Here is a 19810-nt window from a genome sequence, read left to right as displayed (position 1 = left end):
AAACGCAAGCTTTTTTGTATGTATTCAATGTTTTAAAACAGTCCCCCCCTATTAAGTGAGGGCTCTGTTTTATATGAAGTTGTTAGAGTTTTCGGTTAAAGGAAGCTTATCTTACATTAGAAAATTTCACTCTTCTCTACTTTCCCTTCTCCCATCTCTCACAAAATATTATTTTGTCGAAATTGGTTTGAACTTAGTCAAGTTAATTCCTTCCACAGAAGCTTTGTATTCTTCCATTGTTGGAACTCTACCTAAGATTGCAGAAAGAACCACTACTGGAGTAGAAGCTAATAAAGATTCTCCTTTTTTGCGTTCTGAATCTTCTACCACACGTCCTTGGAATAAACGAGTTGATGTAGCCATTACCGTATCTCCTTTTGCTGCTTTCTCTTGGTTACCCATACATAAGTTACAACCAGGGCGCTCTAAATACATGATGTTTTCATATTCAGTACGTGCATTGTTTTTTGGTAAAAGGTCACTGAATTCAAATCCAGAATATTTTTGTAAATATTCCCAATCTCCTTCTGCTTTTAACTCATCAATGATGTTGTATGTTGGAGCTGCAACGACAAGAGGAGCATTAAATTTCACAGCACCTGTTTGTTTTTCAATATTTTTCAACATCTGAGAAACAATTTTCAAGTCATCTTTATGAACCATACATGAACCTACGAAACCTAAATCTACTTTTTTATCACCACCATAGAAAGAAAGCTCTCTAATTGTATCGTGTGTATAGCGTTTAGAAACGTCATCATTGTTTACGTCTGGGTCGGCAATCATTGGTTCTTCAATGATATCAAGATCAACAACAACCTCAGCATAGTATTTTGCATTTGCATCTGGCATTAAAGCAGGTTTATCACCTGTTCTAATTTCTTCAATACGCTTGTTTGCTTTGTTGATTAATCCTTGTAACACTTGGTTTTTGTTATCCATTCCTTTATCAATCATGATTTGGATACGGCTCTTTGCGATTTCCAATGATTCGATTAAAGTATCATCTTGTGAAATACAGATAGACGCTTTTGCTTTCATTTCAGCTGTCCAGTCTGTGAATGTAAACGCTTGGTCTGCAAGTAAAGTACCGATATGAACTTCGATAATTCTACCTTGGAACACGTTTTCACCTCCAAATTGTTTCAACATTTGTGATTGAGTTGCGTGTACTACGTCACGGAAATCCATGTGTTCTTTCATGTTTCCTTTAAACGTAACTTTTACAGACTCTGGAATTGGCATTGAAGCCTCACCTGTTGCTAAAGCTAAAGCTACAGTTCCTGAATCTGCTCCAAAAGCAACACCTTTAGACATTCTAGTATGTGAATCCCCACCGATGATGATTGCCCATTCGTCCACTGTAATATCGTTCAATACTTTGTGGATAACGTCTGTCATTGAGTGGTATTCTCCTTTAGGGTCACGTGCAGTAATTAAACCGAAATCATTCATGAATTTCATCAATTTCGGAATATTTGCTTGTGCTTTTTTATCCCAAACTGATGCTGTATGACATCCTGATTGGTAAGCACCATCCACAATAGGAGAAATAACAGTTGCTGCCATTGCTTCTAATTCCTGAGCAGTCATCAATCCAGTTGTATCCTGAGATCCCACGATATTCACTTCTACGCGAACGTCAGAACCTGCATGTAATACTTTTCCGTTAGTTACCCCTACTGCGTTTCTATTGAAGATTTTTTCAACTGCTGTTAATCCTTGTCCCTCAACAGAAATCTCTTTAGAAGGAGCAAAAACTACAGGAGCTTCCATTCCTAATAATTTTGAAGCGAATGTTTGGATTTTTTTACCAAATACGATAGCATAAGATCCACCTGCTTTGATAAATTCCATTTTTTGTGGAGTTAAAGCTTTCGAAATATCGATTAACTCTTGATCTCCGTTGTATAATTTTTTTGTTTTTGTATTAATTGTCAATACTGTACCAGTAGCTACAGAGTAAACCTCTTCTAATACAGGCTCTCCTTTTTCATTGCGAACTACTTCACCAGCTGCATCTGTTTTTTTCACCCAGTTTTTCAAGTCAATTCCAATACCTCCAGTTACATCAACTGTAGTTAAGAAAATTGGAGAAATTCCGTTTGTCCCTGCAACAATTGGAGCAATGTTCACGAATGGAACATATGGACTTGCTTGTTTACCTGTCCAAAGTGCCACGTTATTTACCCCTGACATTCTTGAAGATCCAACTCCCATCGTTCCTTTTTCAGCAATTAACATCACTTTTTTACCAGGATGTAATTCTTGTAAAGCTTTGATTTGTTGTTGAGCTTCTGTACTAATCATACATAATCCGTGAAGTTCACGATCTGCACGAGAGTGTGCTTGGTTCCCTGGAGAAAGTAAATCCGTCGAAATATCTCCTTCACCAGCGATGAAAGTAACTACTTCAATTTTTTCATCTACTTCAGGTAATTTAGTAAAGAATTCTGCTTTTGCATAACTTTCTACGATATCTTTTGCTACAGCATTACCGTTTAAGAATGCTTCTTTTAAACGATCTGTATCAGCTTCGTATAAGTATACTTGCGTTTTCAATACTTTCGCAGCCTCTTGAGCGATTGCTACGTCATTTCCTAATGCTAAATCTAACAACACCTCAATAGAAGGTCCACCCTTCATGTGTGATAATAATTCAAAAGCAAAAGCAGGTGTAATTTCACTTACCACAGCCTCACCTAAGATGATTTCTTTTAAAAATTTAGCTTTAACCCCAGCAGCACTAGTTGTACCAGGTAAAACGTTATAAATAAAAAGCTTAAGAGATTCTGCGCGGTGCACGTTCTCTGTATCTTTAATCTGTGCTATAATTTCACTTAATAGCTCAGCTCCATCAATTGGCTTAGGGTTAAGTCCTTGATTTTTTCTTTCTTCAATCTCGTTGATGTAATCCTTATAAAAGCTCATAATTCAGGTCTATTACTTACAGGTTGTTGAAAATCAAAGATCTCCTCTTCCCCATAACTGATTATTTTGTATTAGTTATTTTTTCACTTGTACTTCTTCTCTTCCAAGTCTGTTGATTTTAAATTTCACTTACTACATCAGCATCATAGCTTCCACTTTTGAATCCCTCCAAAAGCATTTGGAACAGTACGCTATTTTGCTTCTAGCAATCCTAACCCTTTGCTTTTGAGTCAAAAATTTAAAACCGACAACCTCTTACTTCGAAAGAGCATTTGACTTGTATTTTATTTTTTGTCGTCGCAAATTTAATCAATCTAATTAATTTTCAAAAGTTTTTAATATTTCCCTCAAATCCAAAAATTATTATTTATAAACATTCTACTTTGATGAAAAAACAACAATACTTTTAGTGTTTCTTATCAATTAATCTGAAATAAATTATTTTTTACCTTATAATTTTAAGATATTTCAACTTTTCATTCTTATTTAATAAAAAAACGACATTTTAGTCTATTGCTAAAATGTCGTTTTCAATCGTTTAGATTATTATTTTCTTATTTTTTGAGCCAATTATTATGGAATTTGCAGTCTCTATATTCCCCTTGAATGTTAATATAGGCGTCATTTATCTTCTTTGTAATCCATTTTTGAAGCTCTCCTTCTTGTTTTTTATTCAAAGCCATGTTCTTTACCTTCGTATAATCGTCAACAAAGTCGATTTTATGTGAGGCAATTTTCTTATTGATTGTTACAATACGATAGCTTTTTTGATCTCTGTAATCCGTTTTTAATGCCACAGGAGAAACCTCTTTTTCTTTAAGTGAATTAACTAAGAAATACAATTCTCTATCTTCCATTGTATTTAAGTCAAAACGAGGATCCATTGTCATTGGATCTCTTAACACTCCACCATTTTGTTTTGTATCCTTATCATCAGAAGAAGCTGCTGCTGCTTCAGCAAATGTAATTTCATTGTTCACAATTTTCTCACGAACACCTTCTAACTTTTTCTTTGCCTCTTCCATTGCTTGTTCTGTTGGTTTAGGAACCAACAAAATATGGCGAACATCTAAATGTTGTCCTCTAATTTTCTCTAAATAGATGATGTGAAATCCAAACTCCGTTTCGAAAGGAGCTGATATTTCTCCTTCAGCTAAACTAAAAGCAACCTCTTTAAATTCTTTAGCAAAAGGAGATTTTTTCGTAATCGAATAAAATCCTCCATTAGCAGCTGAACCTTTATCATCTGTAAACAAAACCGCTTTACTGAAGAAACTTGCTCCATTATCCAATACGTCGCGACGCATTTCGTTTAAACGATCGATAACCTTTTGCTTTTGTTCTTTTGAAATTTCTGGTTTGATTATAATTTCAGCAATTTCTACCTCATCTCCTACAGTCGGTCTTTCATCTTCTGGTATAGATTTAAAGAACTGTCTTACTTCTTCAGGTGTAATCGTTACTTTCTCAACAATGTGTTTCTGCATTGCTTGAGTTAATTTATTTTGTTTTACAATATCAAAGAAATAATCTCTAAATTCTTCTTCTGTTTTTTTGTTGTAAAATCCTAAAATACGATCAATTCCCCCAACTTCTTCCACCATTCTGTTGATCTGGTCATTCATGAATCCCGTTACTTCAGCATCATTCACTTCAATACTATCTTGAACTGCTTGGTGGGCATATAATTTATCTTCTAATAAACGCTCAAATAAATCACATTTTGACAAATTATCAATAGGAATACGCTGTGCTTTTAACTCCAATAAGGTTTTATCAATTTCTGATTCTAAGATTACATAATCTCCAACTACCCCAACTACCCCGTCAATTTTTCTCTTTCCCGCTGGATTTTGTGCTTGCATACCGCCTATCATCATACATGATAGTCCTAGTGCAAACAGCACCTTCTTACTGATAAATTTCATAATTTTTATCTTTTTTTGCATCTTTTAAAATATCTTCTTCTATCTGTTTTAGTAATTCCATTTTTCGATTATTTAAAACCATTAATCGCAATGAGGGTTCTAAATAAGAATAAGGAACCATATCTCCTTTTTTCAAAACTTGATTGATACGCACAAAGTACGTACTATTTTCATCCTTAACCTCGAAATAGGTATTATTTTTTAAATATTGTTCTCTGTTTTCTGCATTAATAAAAGGTAGTTTCTCATAGATTTGAGAAACATTGACCCATAATGAATCATTTAATACATAGGATTTCATTTGCAAAGAAAGCTGATCGAGCAATTCATACTTGATATCCTTACCTCCATTAAACCCATTCTTTACCTTATTAAAATGCGTATTAGAATTTAAAATATTGACATAAGAAAGCTTGACTAGCATATCATCTACTCGAAATCCTTGTTTAACTTGATCATAATACGTTTTAAGATCACTTGTTCGAACAACTGTATCAATGGATTGTTGTACTAATTTTTCCAGATATCCTTTGATGAGCAATTCCGATTTGAAATTGGCCACTAATTCATCTATTTCTTTCTTTTTCTCATCCGATAAATTAAACTCTGCCGCATTCATCAACAGCTGTTTGGTTGCCCATTTATTGATGAATAATTCCACCATTGCGATACTGTCCTTTACCGTACTTTGTGGAGGTACGATATTTTGCAAAGAGGAACGTTCTAAATATTTATTATCCACTCGAGCAACATAGTTATCTCCATCGAGCTTCTTTTGCTTGTCACAACTCGTATAGCCCAAAAGTATTGCTAGCAAAACAACGCTATATTTGATGGATCTAATTTCTCTATACTTCATTACCTATACCTATTTTATATTTCTTATTCGCTAACAAAAATAACATATATAAGCCATAAATGGATAATTTTTAAAAAAACGAATCAAAATACGCTTAAATAAACAAGTTAAAAAACGTAATTAACAATATTACTAATACCTCATTTATTTACCTTAAGGATTAACATTCTATTTAGTTTTTTCAATCTATTTTCCCTTTCTCAGCTGCCTTTAATTCCTGTATTCAAGTTCGTTTAACCCTTCTTTTAGTAGAGAAACGTCTCCTTAAAAAAACGATTGCTATTCATTATTATTATTTTCAGCAAATAATGAGTATTTTTGCAACCTAATTTTTTTAGAGATGAGTTTTTTAACAGAAATAGAACGCAGAAGAACATTTGGTGTAATTGCTCACCCTGATGCTGGTAAGACAACCTTAACAGAGAAATTGCTACTTTTTGGAGGGGCAATTCAAGAAGCTGGTGCAGTAAAAAATAATAAGATTAAAAAAGGAGCTACTTCCGATTTCATGGAGATTGAACGCCAAAGAGGAATCTCAGTTGCAACATCTGTATTAGCCTTTAACTATAAAGATAAAAAAGTAAACATCTTAGATACACCTGGTCACAAGGATTTTGCTGAAGATACATTCCGTACCTTAACAGCCGTTGATAGTGTGATTGTAGTAATTGACGTTGCTAAAGGGGTGGAAGAACAAACGGAAAAATTGGTTGAAGTATGTCGTATGCGCAACATTCCGATGATTGTTTTCATCAATAAATTAGACCGTGAAGGACGTGATGCTTTTGACTTGATGGATGAAGTGGAACAAAAACTTCAATTGAAAGTAACCCCTTTAAGTTATCCTATCGGAATGGGGTATGATTTCAAAGGAATCTACAACATTTGGGAAAAGAATATTAACTTATTCACCGATGACAGCAGAAAGAATATTGATGATGTGATTAATATTTCTGACTTAGAATCGAAAGAATTAGACGCATTGATTGGCAACAAGCCAGCAGATAAATTAAGAGAAGAATTAGAGATTATTCATGAGATTTATCCTGATTTTGACCGCGAAGCCTACGTACAAGGACAACTACAACCTGTATTTTTTGGTTCAGCCTTAAACAACTTTGGCGTTCGAGAATTATTGGATTGTTTTATTCAAATTGCACCTTCTCCAAGAGCAAAAGAATCAGATACACGTGTGGTTGAACCAACAGAAAAAGGGTTTAGTGGTTTTGTATTTAAAATTCACGCCAATATGGATCCAAAACACAGAGACCGTTTGGCTTTCATCAAAATTGTATCAGGTACGTTTGAAAGAAATACGCCTTATTTACACGTTCGTCAAAATAAAAAACTAAAATTCTCAAGTCCGAATGCCTTCTTTGCAGAGAAAAAGGAAATTGTTGATATTTCTTATGCGGGAGATATTGTGGGCTTACATGATACAGGAAACTTCAAAATTGGAGATACCTTAACAGAAGGAGAAATCATGAGTTTCAAAGGAATTCCTAGTTTCTCTCCTGAACACTTCCGATACATCAATAATGCAGATCCGATGAAGTCGAAACAATTGGAAAAAGGAATTGACCAGTTGATGGATGAGGGAGTTGCTCAGTTGTTTACATTAGAAATGAATGGACGTAAAGTAATTGGAACTGTTGGAGCTTTACAATATGAAGTTATTCAATATCGTTTAGAACACGAATACGGCGCAAAATGTACCTATGAAAACTTTCCTGCTTACAAAGCTTGTTGGGTACGACCAGAAGATCCGAAAAATGAAGAATTCAAAGAGTTTAAACGCATCAAACAAAAATTCTTAGCGACAGATAAATCAGGTCAATTGGTTTTCTTAGCAGATAGTGAATTCTCCGTTCAAATGACACAGAGTAAATTCCCTACAGTAAAACTAGGATTTACATCAGAAGAGATTGAAAAATAATCAGTTATATAGATACGCAAGTATTGTTCAAATAAGAAGAGGGTGTTTTTTACACCCTCTTCTTATTTTTTGTCCCTGTAAGATTCGTTTTTTGTAAGAGTAACATACCGACTTTACAAACCTCATCGTCTCACCTTCTCATCGTCTCACCTTCTCATCGTCTCACCTTCTTTCAACTGTCTCAAACTTCGATTTAAACTTCGAAGAGAAATTCCCAAATAAGCCGCCATGTCTTCTTTTGATAACGTAATAGCTTGTTTTTTCTGCATCTCAACCAATTGATGCAAGCTGTATTCTATGGTATACAACTGCTGATAAGAGGCTCTACGTGCTGTATTGACAATACGCGCAGCAAAAGCATCCAAGAGCAATTCATACAACACATGATCTTTGTTCAATAGGGTTTGGAAAAAAGCGTAAGACAACCGATAAGTTTCCACAACATCTAAGGCCTGTACATTACACAATCCATCAATTTTTCGGATGTATTCAATATCGCCAATAATCTCCCCTTTGCCTAAAAACTCAACGATGTATTCTTTTTCATTTTCTTCTTCAAAGAAAACCTTAGTCACCCCTTGTTTGATTAATAAAACATGAGATGCTTTTTCATTTTGAAAAAATAAATAATCTCCAGGAGCAAATGTTACGACTGCGATAGCATCACTAGGATACGTATGTTGAAAATAAAGTTCGTCCAGATAGTGCAAAAAAGTTTCGTTGGTTCGTATCATAGTCTGTAAGACAATTGTCCCTTTTAGTCATTTTAATTTACCTAAATTTACCGCAAAATTGCAAAAACACAAAACATGCGACTACAAAATAAAATAACGACTCTTGCTTTTGATGCTGATGACACGCTCTGGGTAAATGAGCCTTATTTTCAAGAAGCGGAACAGCAATTCGTTCATTTTTTACAAGATTATCAAACAGCAGAACAACTTTCAAGTGAATTATACCAGACTGAAGTTAAGAATTTACCTTTATATGGTTTCGGTATCAAAGGATTTATCTTATGCATGATTGAAACTGCTCATCGAGTAAGTAATCATCAAGTGTCCCCACTAATTATATCTAAAATTATTGATTTAGGTCATGCCTTATTGCAACGTCCTGTTGAGTTACTCCCAGGTGTGCAACAAACCCTTGATGCCCTACATGGAAAGTATGATTTAATTCTCGCTACCAAAGGAGATTTACTCGACCAGCAGCGAAAAATCAAAAATTCTGCTCTTGGTGATTATTTTCATCACATCGAAATTATGAGTGATAAACAAACCGTAGATTATGAACATTTGCTGCATCGCTTGTCATGTAAACCCGAGCATTTTTTTATGGTAGGTAATTCAATGAAATCAGATATTTTACCTGTCTTGACCTTGGATGCCCATGCGGGTTATATTCCCTATGCTGTTACCTGGTCTCATGAACAACATGATACTGCCATGCAACACGAAAAATTAATTACCTTACAAACACTACCTGATCTTTTACATTATTTATAATTTTATGAGACATTTAATCAACCTGGAAGAATGGAACAGAAAAGAACAATTTAAATTCTTTTCAACGTTTGATGAACCTTTTTTTGGTGTCACAGTAACCGTCGATTGTACACATGCTTATGCACAAGCGAAACAAAATAAACAATCGTTTTTCTTGTATTACTTATACCGCGCTTTACAAGCGGCTAATCAGATAGAAAATTTCCGCTATCGTATCGTTGATCAACAGGTTTATTTGTATGACCAAATTCACGCTTCTCCAACCATCAATAGACCTAATGGAACATTTGGTTTTGCTTATATGAATTACCAGGAGCATGAATATACATTTATTCAACACGCACAAGAAGAAATCAAAAAAACACAAGAATCAACGGCTTTACTCCCTGCAATAACAGGAGAAAACGTCATTCATTTTTCTGCAGTTCCTTGGTTAAATTTCACCGCTCTTTCTCATGCGAGAAGTTTTTCTTTTCCTGATAGTTCTCCCAAAATTTCCTTTGGGAAGGTCACAGCACATCAAGGTATTTTAAGCATGCCTGTTTCTATTCATGCACATCATGCATTGGTTGATGGTTACCACATAGGGTTATTTGTAGAAGAATTTCAAAAATTAATGGAAAAGAGAAAATAGAAAAAGGAAAAGAGAAAAGGGAAAAGAGAAAAGGGAAAAGGGAAATCGAAACGTAGTGTAGATTCATCGAACACCAAAGCCAATATAAAATAGGTGAGATAAAGTGGAGAAGAATGAATTTTCGAATTTAGAAAAATCTGCTGTTCATCAAAAATTAATCTATTATATAAAAGCAAGAAGACCATCCCTACAAAGGATGGTCTTCTTATTTTTAAACTTTTTTATGCTATTAACCGTACACCGTTAACCGTCAACTGTAAACTATCTTATCCCTGATTGATTCAACCAAGTACTATATTTTCTACTATTCTGGTTGTGTTGTGCTAATGTTTCGGCAAATTCATGATATCCCATGCGATCAACACTAGCGCAGAAATAGATATAATCGTGTTTTTCAGCATTTAATACAGCATCAATGGTTCCTTTATCTGGCATAAAGATTGGCCCTGGAGGAAGTCCAACATTTTGATACGTATTATACGGAGAAGCAATTTCAGTATCCTTGTGATATACTCTTTTGATTACTTGATCAAAATCATCCGTATACAATTTTTTTGCGTATACCACTGTTGGGTCTGCTTGAAGTGGCATTCCAATGCGCATACGGTTTAAGTATACACCAGCTACTTTAGATTTCTCGTCGTTTTTACTTGTTTCTTTTTGTACAATAGAAGCTAAAATAGCTACTTCTACTGGTGTTAATCCTAACGCTGCAGCCTTTTCTTTTCTTTCTTCATCCCAGAATTTCAGATATTCCTTATGCATTCTGTTGCGCATTTTTAAAGGAGTAACCGTCCAATAGAATTCATAGGTTTCTGGTAAAAAACCAACTAAGACACTTTCTTTGGTAAAGCCATTTTCTTTTAAAAATTGAGGATCGTAAAACACTTCCATCATCGCAATACTATCCGCTTCAACTTGAGAAGCAATTCTTCCTGCTAAATTCTCAATGCGTTCCTGATTATTAAATGTTAGACGCACAGGAATATTTTTTCTCAATGCTTCAATCAAGCTATAGCTATCCATTCCATTAGTCAACTTGAATCGACCTGCGATTAAGTTGCTGTTGAAGCTTCGTTGACTGGCAATCTCTTCAAATCCTTCTGGATCATTTAAATAGGGACGTAAAGCTTGCAATACATCCAAAAAGTTATCAGATGTTCGAATATAAAAATACTCTTTTTCATCCCAGTTTTTTAAATTGGGGGAAAAGGCCTTTTGATACCACACATACAAATAACCTAAAAAAACAAAAGCACCTACTACCGAGAGTGCAATCAGTATATTTTTTAATTTCATCTTCTTTTTAAAATATTAACTGGTACATTATTTCATCTTTATACGTTTGACCCACTCTAGTCCACGCTTTTTTTATTCCTATTTCTCTAAAATCAAACTTTGCAAACAACTGAATACTCGCTTGATTATCGGATGCAATATTAGCATAAAGTTGATTCAAATATAGATATTCTCTACTATAATTCAGCACTAATTCCAATGCCTGAGAACCAACTCCTTGCGCTCGATTAGTATTTTTTTGAATCACAATTCCCACACCCGCTCTACCATTCTTTGGATCAAAATCAAATAAATCAATCAAACCCAAGGTTTCTGTTGTTGCTTTTGAACAAATCACCAAGCGCAATTGTTTGGCTTCATATATATCCAAATGGGCATTTTCCAAATATTGGTGAATCAAAAAACGGCTATATGGAGTTTGTGTATTACTCACTTCCCACAAGCTTAGATCATTTTCTATTTGATAAATAAACTCTAAATCTTCTGGTTCTAAGGCACGAAGATAAATCGTTTCGTGTTCTAATCTAATCATAATTATACGCTAATAGATCCTTGAAAAACGAAAGAGGCAGGTCCTTTTAAAAATACCTTTTGATAGGTTTGGTTGATGTATTCAAAATGAACAGCTAATTCACCACCTTCTACCTCTATCTTCACTTCATTGCTATCTACCTTTCCTAGTGTATGCATGGCTAGCGCTACTGCTGTTGCGCCAGTTCCACAAGAAAGTGTTTCATCTTCCACCCCTCTTTCAAAAGTGCGAATCCTAAAGTGATTGGGACCTTCTTGCTCTACAAAGTTGACATTAGTTCCCTTTGGAGCATAATCTTCCCTATTTCGAATCTGTTTTCCTTTTTTATAGACATCAAAGTAAGCCAAGTCTCTTACAATCTCAACATGATGAGGCGAACCTGTATTAAGAAACGCACCGTTCTTTTTTAACTCAACGGATGCCACATCAATCATTTGCAAAGAAACGATATCCTGTGCATCAATCGTTGCATAATGCAACCCATCCACTGCATTAAAACGACACACATCTTGTATGATGCCCAATTGCTTCGCAAAAGCAACGATACAACGTCCACCATTTCCACACATGGTACTTTCCTTTCCGTCAGAATTGAAATATACCATTTTAAAATCTGCCTGTTCATCTTCTTCCACAAGAATCAATCCATCTGCTCCTATTCCAAATCGGCGATCACATAAATAAGCAATCAACGCTACATTAGACGCATCAAAAGTTTTGTTGCGGTTATCTAGCATAACGAAGTCATTTCCTGTTCCTTGGTATTTCCAAAATGATAACATATCCAATTATTTTTTCTGTGTTCGGTATCAAATTTACGAATAATCCCTTGTATTTGGTACATTGTTAACCATTGGTTAAACACTTTTTAATTTCCGACATCCTTTTTTAATTTTACTAGTATCACATTTTATTCGTTCTATTATGAAAAAATTTTTTACAACTTTTTTCACCTGCCTCCTTACAGCAGGTATTACGTTAATAGGCTATACATATTATTTAGACAAACGAGCAGCAGCTAGAGAAGAAACACCTTTACTAGAATCTTCTTCCTCATTGCATGCGCTATCAACAGCTCAACCTGTTGATTTTACAAGCGCAGCAGAAAATACTGTCAATGCCGTGGTTCACGTAAAAAACTTAAGTTACATCACCACGCGTAGCAATCCTTTATTGGAATTTTTCTACGGGTATAAAGGTGGTACACAAGCCCAAGTGGGAACAGGTTCTGGTGTTATTATTTCTGAAGATGGATACATTGTAACAAATAACCATGTTATCGCTAATGCTTCAGAATTGGAAATTACCTTAAACAACAACCAAACATATAAAGCTCGATTAATTGGAACAGAAAAACAGATGGACTTGGCGCTACTCAAAATTGATGCACCAGAAAAGCTTCCTTTTTTAACCTTTGGAGATTCTGACGCCATTCAATTAGGTGAATGGGTATTAGCTGTTGGAAATCCATACAACCTAACCTCTACCGTAACAGCAGGTATTATTTCAGCAAAAGCGAGAAATTTATCTGAAACGGGCATTCAATCTTTTATTCAAACAGATGCGGCAGTTAATCCTGGAAATAGTGGTGGTGCTTTAGTGAATGTAAAAGGCGAGTTAATTGGTATTAATACCATGATTTCCTCCAACACAGGTTCTTATGTAGGGTATGCCTTTGCTGTTCCTTCGAATGTGACCAAAAAAATTGTCGAAGACTTCTTAGAATTTGGCAATGTACAACAAGGAGCACTTGGGGTATCTGGTTTTGAAATAAATGCCAATACAGCCAGACAACTCAACTTAACGACGAATCAAGGATTCTATATCCAAGAGGTTGTACAGGATTCTGATGCAGCTAAAGTGCAGCTAAAAAAGGGAGATATTATTACAGCCATCAATGGACGAACAATCACCTCCTTTGTTGATATTAAAAATATCCTCAACACCAAACGCCCTGGAGATCGAGTAGCACTAACAATCAATAGCAACAATAAAATCCAGCAAAAAGAGATTCGCTTAATTGCTGCTCAAGCCGCTACTTTTGCGTTTAACGGCATCGAATTCGAAGACTTAACCCCAGAAGAACAGGCGAAATACAAGGTAAACTATGGGGTAAAAATTACAGCAATTACCAATAAAAAATTTATGCCCTATCAAGGGGAATTAGTAGATGCTATTTTACTTGCTATCAATGGACAAAAAATTAACTCGATTGACGAGGCGAAAACACTATTTAGTCAAATCAATGAAAATCAACGCATCAAATTGGATATTTTATCTCCTAAGGGTGAACTAATTAAAGTTTATTTATAAGCATAGGGGGATTTAAATCAAAATTTAACTTTTGCTTTATTCATAAAAAAAGTAGACTTTTGCACTAATTTTATACAACACAATCTAACACAATATGAAAGATACAAGTTTATACGAAAAGGAATTGGCTTTTCAAGCAGACAGAAGAAAAGCATGTGTAGAGTTTATCAAAATCGTAAGTGATTTATGGTTTGACAAATCTATTGAATTATTAATGTTCCGCAATCAATTAATTGACCGTAGCGTTAGTGATATCATCAATTTACATGAATATGCTGCTAAGTTTGTTGAGAAACCGATTAACATTTTTGATACGGTTGAAATAGCGAAAGCAATTCAACAAGCTGATCTTCCACCTTCACGAATCGATATTGGTCGTCTAACTTACGAATATCATTTAGAAGACAACAAGCACAGCAATGCGTTAGGTTTTGTTGTTAGCAAATTAAAAGATGCTAAAAATACAGGAGAAATTGTTCCTAAGGATGTAGTACTTTACGGTTTTGGACGTATTGGTCGTTTATTAGCTCGTGAGTTAATGAACAAAATTGGAAAAGGACAACAAATGCGTTTAAGAGCTATCGTTACTCGTGATAAAAACGATGCGGTTTTATTAGAGAAAAGAGCTTCTTTATTGAAATACGATTCAGTACACGGTGATTTCGAAGGTTCTGTAATTGCAGATCCAGCAAACAATGCTTTAATCATCAACGGAACAACTGTTCACATGATTTCAGCTGCAACACCAGAAGAAATTGACTATACTGCTTTTGATATTGACAATGCATTAATCATTGACAATACAGGAGCATTCACTACAGAGGAAGCGTTAAAACGTCACTTATCATCAAAAGGAGCTTCAAAAGTATTATTGACAGCACCTGGAAAAGGAATTCCTAATATTGTACACGGAGTAAACCACACAGAATACAACCCTGCGGAAGTAAACATTTGGTCAGCAGCTTCTTGTACAACCAATGCTATTACACCTATTTTAAAAGTTATGGAAGATAACTTTGGTGTAGTAAAAGGTCACTTAGAGACAATCCATGCGTATACCAATGACCAAAACTTGGTTGACAATATGCATAAAAAATATCGTCGTGGTAGAGCAGCTGCATTGAACATGGTAATTACAGAAACAGGAGCGGGAAGTGCTGTTGCGAAAGCATTACCTTCTTTAGCTGGTAAATTAACTTCAAATGCTATCCGTGTACCAGTTCCAAACGGATCTTTAGTTGTATTAAACTTAGAGATTGGAAAAGAAACTTCGGTTGATGCATTAAACGAAGTAATGCGCAATGCTGCATTAAACGGTGATTTAGTAGAGCAAATCAAATATTCATTAAACAACGAGTTAGTATCTTCTGATATTGTTGGAACATCTGCACCTGCTATCTTCGATAGTAAGGCAACGATTGTTTCTGCTGATGGTAAAAACGTAGTTCTATATGTTTGGTATGATAACGAATATGGTTACAGCCACCAAGTTATCCGCTTAGCGAAATACATTGCACAAGTAAGACGTTATACGTACTATTAATAGATATAAAATCCCGCCAAAAGCGGGATTTTTTTATGCTATAAAAGGAAATTCTCTTGGTATAACATAATTGTACATTGAGTCCTTTTCTAGCAAAGTCAACCCTTCATCATAAAACCAAAAAGAGAGCCTAAGCTCTCTTCTTTTTTAACTAACTGTAACCAAAACCTACTTTTGTCTGAATATTTACTTCTTATACTTGTTGCATTTCTACTTGACTTAGCTTTTGATGTAAGCTGGGTTTGTCTTCGACATATTTTTCAACCCACTGTTCTAATCGATCTACATCATAAGGCACCATTTGGAGTAAAGCTTTATTAAATTCTTTTACAAATAGTCCTGAATCAAAACTTACATTTTCTAGTATTCTTTTTGCGTAGTCAAACATCAATCTGTTTTCCATTTTTATTTACTCTTTTTCACATTAAACAACAATCAAAAATAATCCATTAACAAATAAAAAGCAAATTATCTATCATTTTTTACATTTTTTTAAAGTAAAATCAATATTAGCAAAACATCATACCTCTCCCTTTAGTTTTCGTCCTAATTTGTTTACACTTTGTTTATTTAACCTTCCATATTTTCATATAAATGACAAATACAAGAACGATATTCTTATAATTGCTTGAATTTATCCTCGTGTTTTTTTATTTCGTATAGTCGAATTTCTACTTCCATCTACAGCAATTAGTTGAATAAAAAAAGAGGGGGGCCTGGTGCCCCCCTCTCTTCTTACTCAATATTTATCATTTGTTATTGAACCGTGTAATCTACATTTGTATTTTCCTGTACATATTGAATTGCCCAAGCAATTGCATTGGCATATACAAAACTGTTAAATACCGTAACTCCACCATTATAAGCTTTACTTAATGGAGCTCCTCCAGACGTAATAGCCGCAGGCCAAATTGTAGTTGAATTATTCGTAGCACTTCCCGCAGTCCATCCTGAATCTCCAATATAAACATAACCTAGTGAATTGTGTTTCAACATCCAAGAACGATTCGAATCATTATTTTGATGCGATAAACTGGTAAATTCAGCTGAATATCCTGTTACATAGTAGGAATTATTTACATCACTTCCTCCATTTTTCCCTCTCACATCACCAAATGGTCCATTCAATAAAGGATCATCAATATTTAAGATTGGATTTGTATACGTTGTTCCTGTTCCCGATACAGCAGTAGTTGCAGAATAAGCAATAGCATTAATTAAATCTCTTGTACCATTCGCATCATTCTCTTGTGAGTGAATAATTACTCCTTTCTTATTCTTCACAAAATCATTTAATATTGCGATTGAAGCTGCATTTGGAGTATAGTTATAACCAATAACAATAACGTCAATTTTATTATTATTAATGTTATTTCTCAATGTAGTTCCTTGTCCTGTACCACCATTAGTAATCGTAATACCATCTACTTTCACTATTCCATTTGGTCCAAAATTAGCAACAGCTTGCATTAAAGCTCTTGAAGTTTCAGTATTAGAAGCTGTTGCTGGTTGATACGCTCCACCTCCTAATCCAAGGACATTTATTTTGCGATAAATAAACTCTACATTTTTATTACATGTATTTGCTCCAATAGCACTATTCGTTGATAATGTATAACGATGTGTACCTCCACTTATTCCTGTACCTGAAGCCTGTAGTATTACATCTTGTGTACCGGTCAAAGTAAATGTTCCACTTGCCGAGAACGTCACACCATTTACTGCATTAGTAGATATAGTATAAGCTCCTGGATATTGTACGTTTACACTTAATGTCATGGTATTTGTAGCATTCATTGCTATATTAGGAGCATATGTTCCATTTACCACTATAGTAGAACAAGTTAAACTATAAGCTACAGGTTGCCCTGTCACTGTAACATCAAATGCACAAGTAGCAATCATACCTGGTGCAGCATCTAAAGTAAAGGTATTTACACCTGGAGTAGTTGGTATTCCTACAGCAGTAAGTACCACATTTCTTTCTCCTAAAGTATCGAACGAAAGTGGACCAGAAGTAAAGTAAATTCCTCCAACAGTATTTGTACGAATAGTAGTTTCTCCCGTAGCAAGTACATTAGCCTTAATCGTTACTGTATTAGAAGCCGTCATTGCCTCGTCTTGTTTGTAGATTCCAGCTACAATTGCATTTGAACAATCTACAGCATAACGTATTGGTTTTACAATGACTTCAATTCCCATACAGTTTGTTCTAGTTCCTGCATCTGAGTTTGAAGTCAAATTGAATGAATTTGTACCCGATGCAATTGGTGCTCCTGTACCTAATAATTCGATAACTTGCCCAGCACCTGTCTGTGTAAATGTTCCCGATCCTCTAAATGAATAACCATTTATTGTATTAGTTGTTACACTCCAATATCCTGTTGACTGAACATCTACTACTAAAACCATTTTATTTGTACCATCTAAAGCTCTTCCGATCATATATTCTCCTTCTACTGAAGCTCCATTACAATCGATTTCATAGCTTACACTTGCTTTACTTACAAAAACATGTTTATCAATACATGTACTTGTTTTGCTGTTCAATGTAATTGTTAACAAATCTCCATCTTCACCGGCATCGTATCCTATACTAGGCGTTCCTAATCCTTCTAAAATAAGAGTATAATTACCTGCAGAAGGAAAAGTTCCTTTTGCTGTAAAATAATATCCATTATTAGTTGTTGCGACCACCTCATAAGTACCTGCTTGTGTAACCGTAACAGGCACTGTCAAATAATTAGAAGACGTTAGATAATCCCCTTGTTTGAAGGTTCCGTTTACAGTTAATGCATTACATTGTAACGCTGTAATATCAAATACCGCAGGCGGTGGTGTTCCACACAAACTCAACCAATTATCTTGGCTCTCACTCCAATAATTAAAACACCCCGTTGTTTTATTGTAAATCAATAACCCATCTGTCCTATTAGCAACTGCAATAGCATCTCGTTGCTGAGTTGTCAATCGCGGGGTTAAGAATCCTTTATTAGCACTTTCTAATTCAAGTATGACACCTAAACCTGGAACAGCAGATGAACCTGAAATTGTACCATCCTTAATTTTGGTCATATTCGTTTGGGCAATACCTGAAAAGATGCCTATAAAAAGTAGCAATAGTAATGAAATAACATATTTCATTCCTTTATATCTTGTATTATTATAACGCATAATTAATCGTTTAAAAAGTTAGTTTTTTTGCATGAAGTCTAGAAGCATTTTCTCTAATTGTTCTACTTTTTGTTGAACATGTTGATTAGCTTGCTCTAATTCTTTAATTCTAGACTCTTTTTCCTCTAATTCTTTATTTTGCTCAATAATATGTAAATACAATTCTTCTGTTTTTTCTAAAAGTTGAATTGATAATTCTGAAACATTAAAAGAATAGCCTTCCTCTGATTTATTCAATTCATGAATTGGCGTTATCCCAGGTAAATGACGATTTTCTTTAATAAAATCTTCAACAGCATCTAAACCTTTAAAATTATAATCATATTTTAAGGATGAATACCCATCAAAATACTTTTCAAATACATAATCTGCATAATAACTATTTACTGCTGTAATACTACCATTTACTCTTAATTTTTCATTTGGAGCATCAGATGGTTCGGTAAATCCAATTCCAACCCATCCTTTGGTGTAAATATTAGCGGTACTATTCGTAGCGATATTATGTGTTGAAGAATCTAACCAAGGATGTTTATTAATGGATTCGATTTCAATCGTATGAATGATTCCATCCTCATCTGTATACAATAAAGAATTGGTTGCTGTATCAAATTCCAACTTCGTTAACGATTCCCCATCACCAACTAAATCTGTCAATTTTAAATTTGTAACTTCTCCTTTCTCATTTTTATAAGTTAAGACATGCTCCATTGGATCATAAACCAAAGTAGTTACTGTCTCAGTCCCTTTTACTAATACTTTGATATCAATCGGATGAGCATCTCCATTTTCATCTTTATAAGTTAACGTATAAATATCTAATTCCTGTCCATGTTCATCCTCTTCTTGAGTAACCACATTTTCAAGAACCGTTAACGTTTCATTAGACTTAACTAAAGTAGGAATATCAACTACTACTGGTACATTAGCCTCATTTGTATAGGTTAACACACCATCTACATTGGCTAAGGTAGTTATCGTTTCATTATCTTTCACAAACGCCTCTAAATCGATAACATGTATACCTGTTGCATCTACATAAGTAAAAGAAGTACCATCATAACTTACGTTTCCATACTTATCACTTAATTCGGTGATGATATTGGTAATGAAATCCTCATTGTTGGTAATGTGATTGATAAACTCAAGATTATCT

Annotated in this window: 14 protein-coding genes and 1 pseudogene; 5 read left to right on the top strand and 10 right to left on the bottom strand. The window is 34.6% G+C overall.

The annotated features are described in order from the left end of the window. Window positions 1–168: 168 nt before the first annotated feature. The 3 genes from AWV75_RS16380 to AWV75_RS16370 form a co-directional block, all read right to left on the bottom strand. Window positions 169–2931 (bottom strand): bifunctional aconitate hydratase 2/2-methylisocitrate dehydratase, encoded by a 2763-nt coding sequence (locus tag AWV75_RS16380; RefSeq protein ID WP_060875390.1) that lies wholly within the window; start codon window positions 2929–2931, stop codon window positions 169–171. 554 nt (window positions 2932–3485) lie between these two features. Then, a complete protein-coding gene (locus AWV75_RS16375) occupies window positions 3486–4859 on the bottom strand; it encodes a peptidylprolyl isomerase (RefSeq protein WP_060875427.1) in 1374 nt (457 codons plus the stop codon). Next, window positions 4843–5718, bottom strand: a complete 876-nt coding sequence (locus AWV75_RS16370) for a hypothetical protein (protein ID WP_060875389.1) — start codon at window positions 5716–5718, stop codon at window positions 4843–4845. Before AWV75_RS16370 ends, AWV75_RS16375 begins: the two co-directional genes overlap by 17 nt. Window positions 5719–6058: 340 nt before the next feature. Here AWV75_RS16370 and AWV75_RS16365 point away from each other — a divergent pair, with 340 nt between their 5' ends. After that, window positions 6059–7654, top strand: coding sequence for a peptide chain release factor 3 (locus AWV75_RS16365; protein WP_060875388.1), 1596 nt, complete (start codon window positions 6059–6061; stop codon window positions 7652–7654). Between the two features lie 146 nt (window positions 7655–7800). On the opposite strand, the gene AWV75_RS16360 is transcribed toward AWV75_RS16365, so the two are convergent. Then, entirely contained in the window at window positions 7801–8388 is a 588-nt protein-coding gene (locus AWV75_RS16360) for a Crp/Fnr family transcriptional regulator (RefSeq protein WP_060875387.1), read from the bottom strand. A gap of 75 nt (window positions 8389–8463) precedes the next feature. On the opposite strand from AWV75_RS16360, the gene AWV75_RS16355 reads away from it, so the two are divergent. Beyond that, the gene (locus tag AWV75_RS16355; RefSeq protein WP_060875386.1) at window positions 8464–9159 is read left to right on the top strand and encodes an HAD family hydrolase; all 696 of its coding nucleotides are present in this window, start codon (window positions 8464–8466) and stop codon (window positions 9157–9159) included. Window positions 9160–9163: 4 nt separating this feature from the next. Next, the gene (locus tag AWV75_RS16350; RefSeq protein WP_060875385.1) at window positions 9164–9793 is read left to right on the top strand and encodes a chloramphenicol acetyltransferase; all 630 of its coding nucleotides are present in this window, start codon (window positions 9164–9166) and stop codon (window positions 9791–9793) included. A 261-nt stretch (window positions 9794–10054) separates the two neighbouring features. Here AWV75_RS16350 and mltG read toward each other — a convergent pair whose 3' ends face one another. From mltG to dapF, 3 genes are read right to left on the bottom strand one after another with little or no spacing between them, the layout of a single operon-like run. Beyond that, window positions 10055–11092, bottom strand: coding sequence for an endolytic transglycosylase MltG (gene mltG, locus AWV75_RS16345; protein ID WP_060875384.1), 1038 nt, complete (start codon window positions 11090–11092; stop codon window positions 10055–10057). A 7-nt stretch (window positions 11093–11099) separates the two neighbouring features. Continuing rightward, window positions 11100–11624, bottom strand: a complete 525-nt coding sequence (locus AWV75_RS16340) for a GNAT family N-acetyltransferase (RefSeq protein WP_060875383.1) — start codon at window positions 11622–11624, stop codon at window positions 11100–11102. 2 nt (window positions 11625–11626) lie between these two features. Next, window positions 11627–12406: a diaminopimelate epimerase gene (dapF, locus tag AWV75_RS16335; protein WP_060875382.1), complete on the bottom strand. Its 780-nt coding sequence runs from the start codon at window positions 12404–12406 to the stop codon at window positions 11627–11629. 142 nt (window positions 12407–12548) lie between these two features. Here dapF and AWV75_RS16330 point away from each other — a divergent pair, with 142 nt between their 5' ends. Beyond that, complete coding sequence (locus AWV75_RS16330) at window positions 12549–13937, top strand: trypsin-like peptidase domain-containing protein (RefSeq protein ID WP_060875381.1); 1389 nt, start codon at window positions 12549–12551, stop codon at window positions 13935–13937. Between the two features lie 94 nt (window positions 13938–14031). Beyond that, complete coding sequence (locus AWV75_RS16325; protein WP_060875380.1) at window positions 14032–15480, top strand: glyceraldehyde-3-phosphate dehydrogenase; 1449 nt, start codon at window positions 14032–14034, stop codon at window positions 15478–15480. Window positions 15481–15673: 193 nt separating this feature from the next. On the opposite strand, the gene AWV75_RS16320 is transcribed toward AWV75_RS16325, so the two are convergent. The 3 genes and pseudogenes from AWV75_RS16320 to AWV75_RS18915 form a co-directional block, all read right to left on the bottom strand. Beyond that, window positions 15674–15883, bottom strand: coding sequence for a hypothetical protein (locus AWV75_RS16320; protein WP_060875379.1), 210 nt, complete (start codon window positions 15881–15883; stop codon window positions 15674–15676). Between the two features lie 353 nt (window positions 15884–16236). After that, window positions 16237–18654: a hypothetical protein gene (locus tag AWV75_RS16315; RefSeq protein ID WP_060875378.1), complete on the bottom strand. Its 2418-nt coding sequence runs from the start codon at window positions 18652–18654 to the stop codon at window positions 16237–16239. An 18-nt stretch (window positions 18655–18672) separates the two neighbouring features. Further along, window positions 18673–19810 (bottom strand): annotated as a pseudogene (locus AWV75_RS18915) (tropomyosin); the annotation flags it as partial.

The sequence above is a fragment of the Myroides odoratus genome (assembly GCF_001549985.1).
Lineage (GTDB): Bacteria > Bacteroidota > Bacteroidia > Flavobacteriales > Flavobacteriaceae > Flavobacterium > Flavobacterium odoratum_A.
This window is presented reverse-complemented; position numbering and strand designations above follow the sequence as displayed.

Coding starts and splice junctions, on each gene's coding strand:
- AWV75_RS16330 (WP_060875381.1), top strand. CDS start 12,549: ATGAAAAAATTTTTTACAACTTTTTTCACCTGCCTCCTTACAGCAGGT.
- AWV75_RS16350 (WP_060875385.1), top strand. CDS start 9,164: ATGAGACATTTAATCAACCTGGAAGAATGGAACAGAAAAGAACAATTT.
- AWV75_RS16380 (WP_060875390.1), bottom strand. CDS start 2,931: ATGAGCTTTTATAAGGATTACATCAACGAGATTGAAGAAAGAAAAAAT.
- AWV75_RS16375 (WP_060875427.1), bottom strand. CDS start 4,859: ATGAAATTTATCAGTAAGAAGGTGCTGTTTGCACTAGGACTATCATGT.
- AWV75_RS16320 (WP_060875379.1), bottom strand. CDS start 15,883: ATGGAAAACAGATTGATGTTTGACTACGCAAAAAGAATACTAGAAAAT.
- AWV75_RS16325 (WP_060875380.1), top strand. CDS start 14,032: ATGAAAGATACAAGTTTATACGAAAAGGAATTGGCTTTTCAAGCAGAC.
- AWV75_RS16370 (WP_060875389.1), bottom strand. CDS start 5,718: ATGAAGTATAGAGAAATTAGATCCATCAAATATAGCGTTGTTTTGCTA.
- AWV75_RS16360 (WP_060875387.1), bottom strand. CDS start 8,388: ATGATACGAACCAACGAAACTTTTTTGCACTATCTGGACGAACTTTAT.
- mltG (WP_060875384.1), bottom strand. CDS start 11,092: ATGAAATTAAAAAATATACTGATTGCACTCTCGGTAGTAGGTGCTTTT.
- AWV75_RS16340 (WP_060875383.1), bottom strand. CDS start 11,624: ATGATTAGATTAGAACACGAAACGATTTATCTTCGTGCCTTAGAACCA.
- dapF (WP_060875382.1), bottom strand. CDS start 12,406: ATGTTATCATTTTGGAAATACCAAGGAACAGGAAATGACTTCGTTATG.
- AWV75_RS16315 (WP_060875378.1), bottom strand. CDS start 18,654: ATGCGTTATAATAATACAAGATATAAAGGAATGAAATATGTTATTTCA.
- AWV75_RS16365 (WP_060875388.1), top strand. CDS start 6,059: ATGAGTTTTTTAACAGAAATAGAACGCAGAAGAACATTTGGTGTAATT.
- AWV75_RS16355 (WP_060875386.1), top strand. CDS start 8,464: ATGCGACTACAAAATAAAATAACGACTCTTGCTTTTGATGCTGATGAC.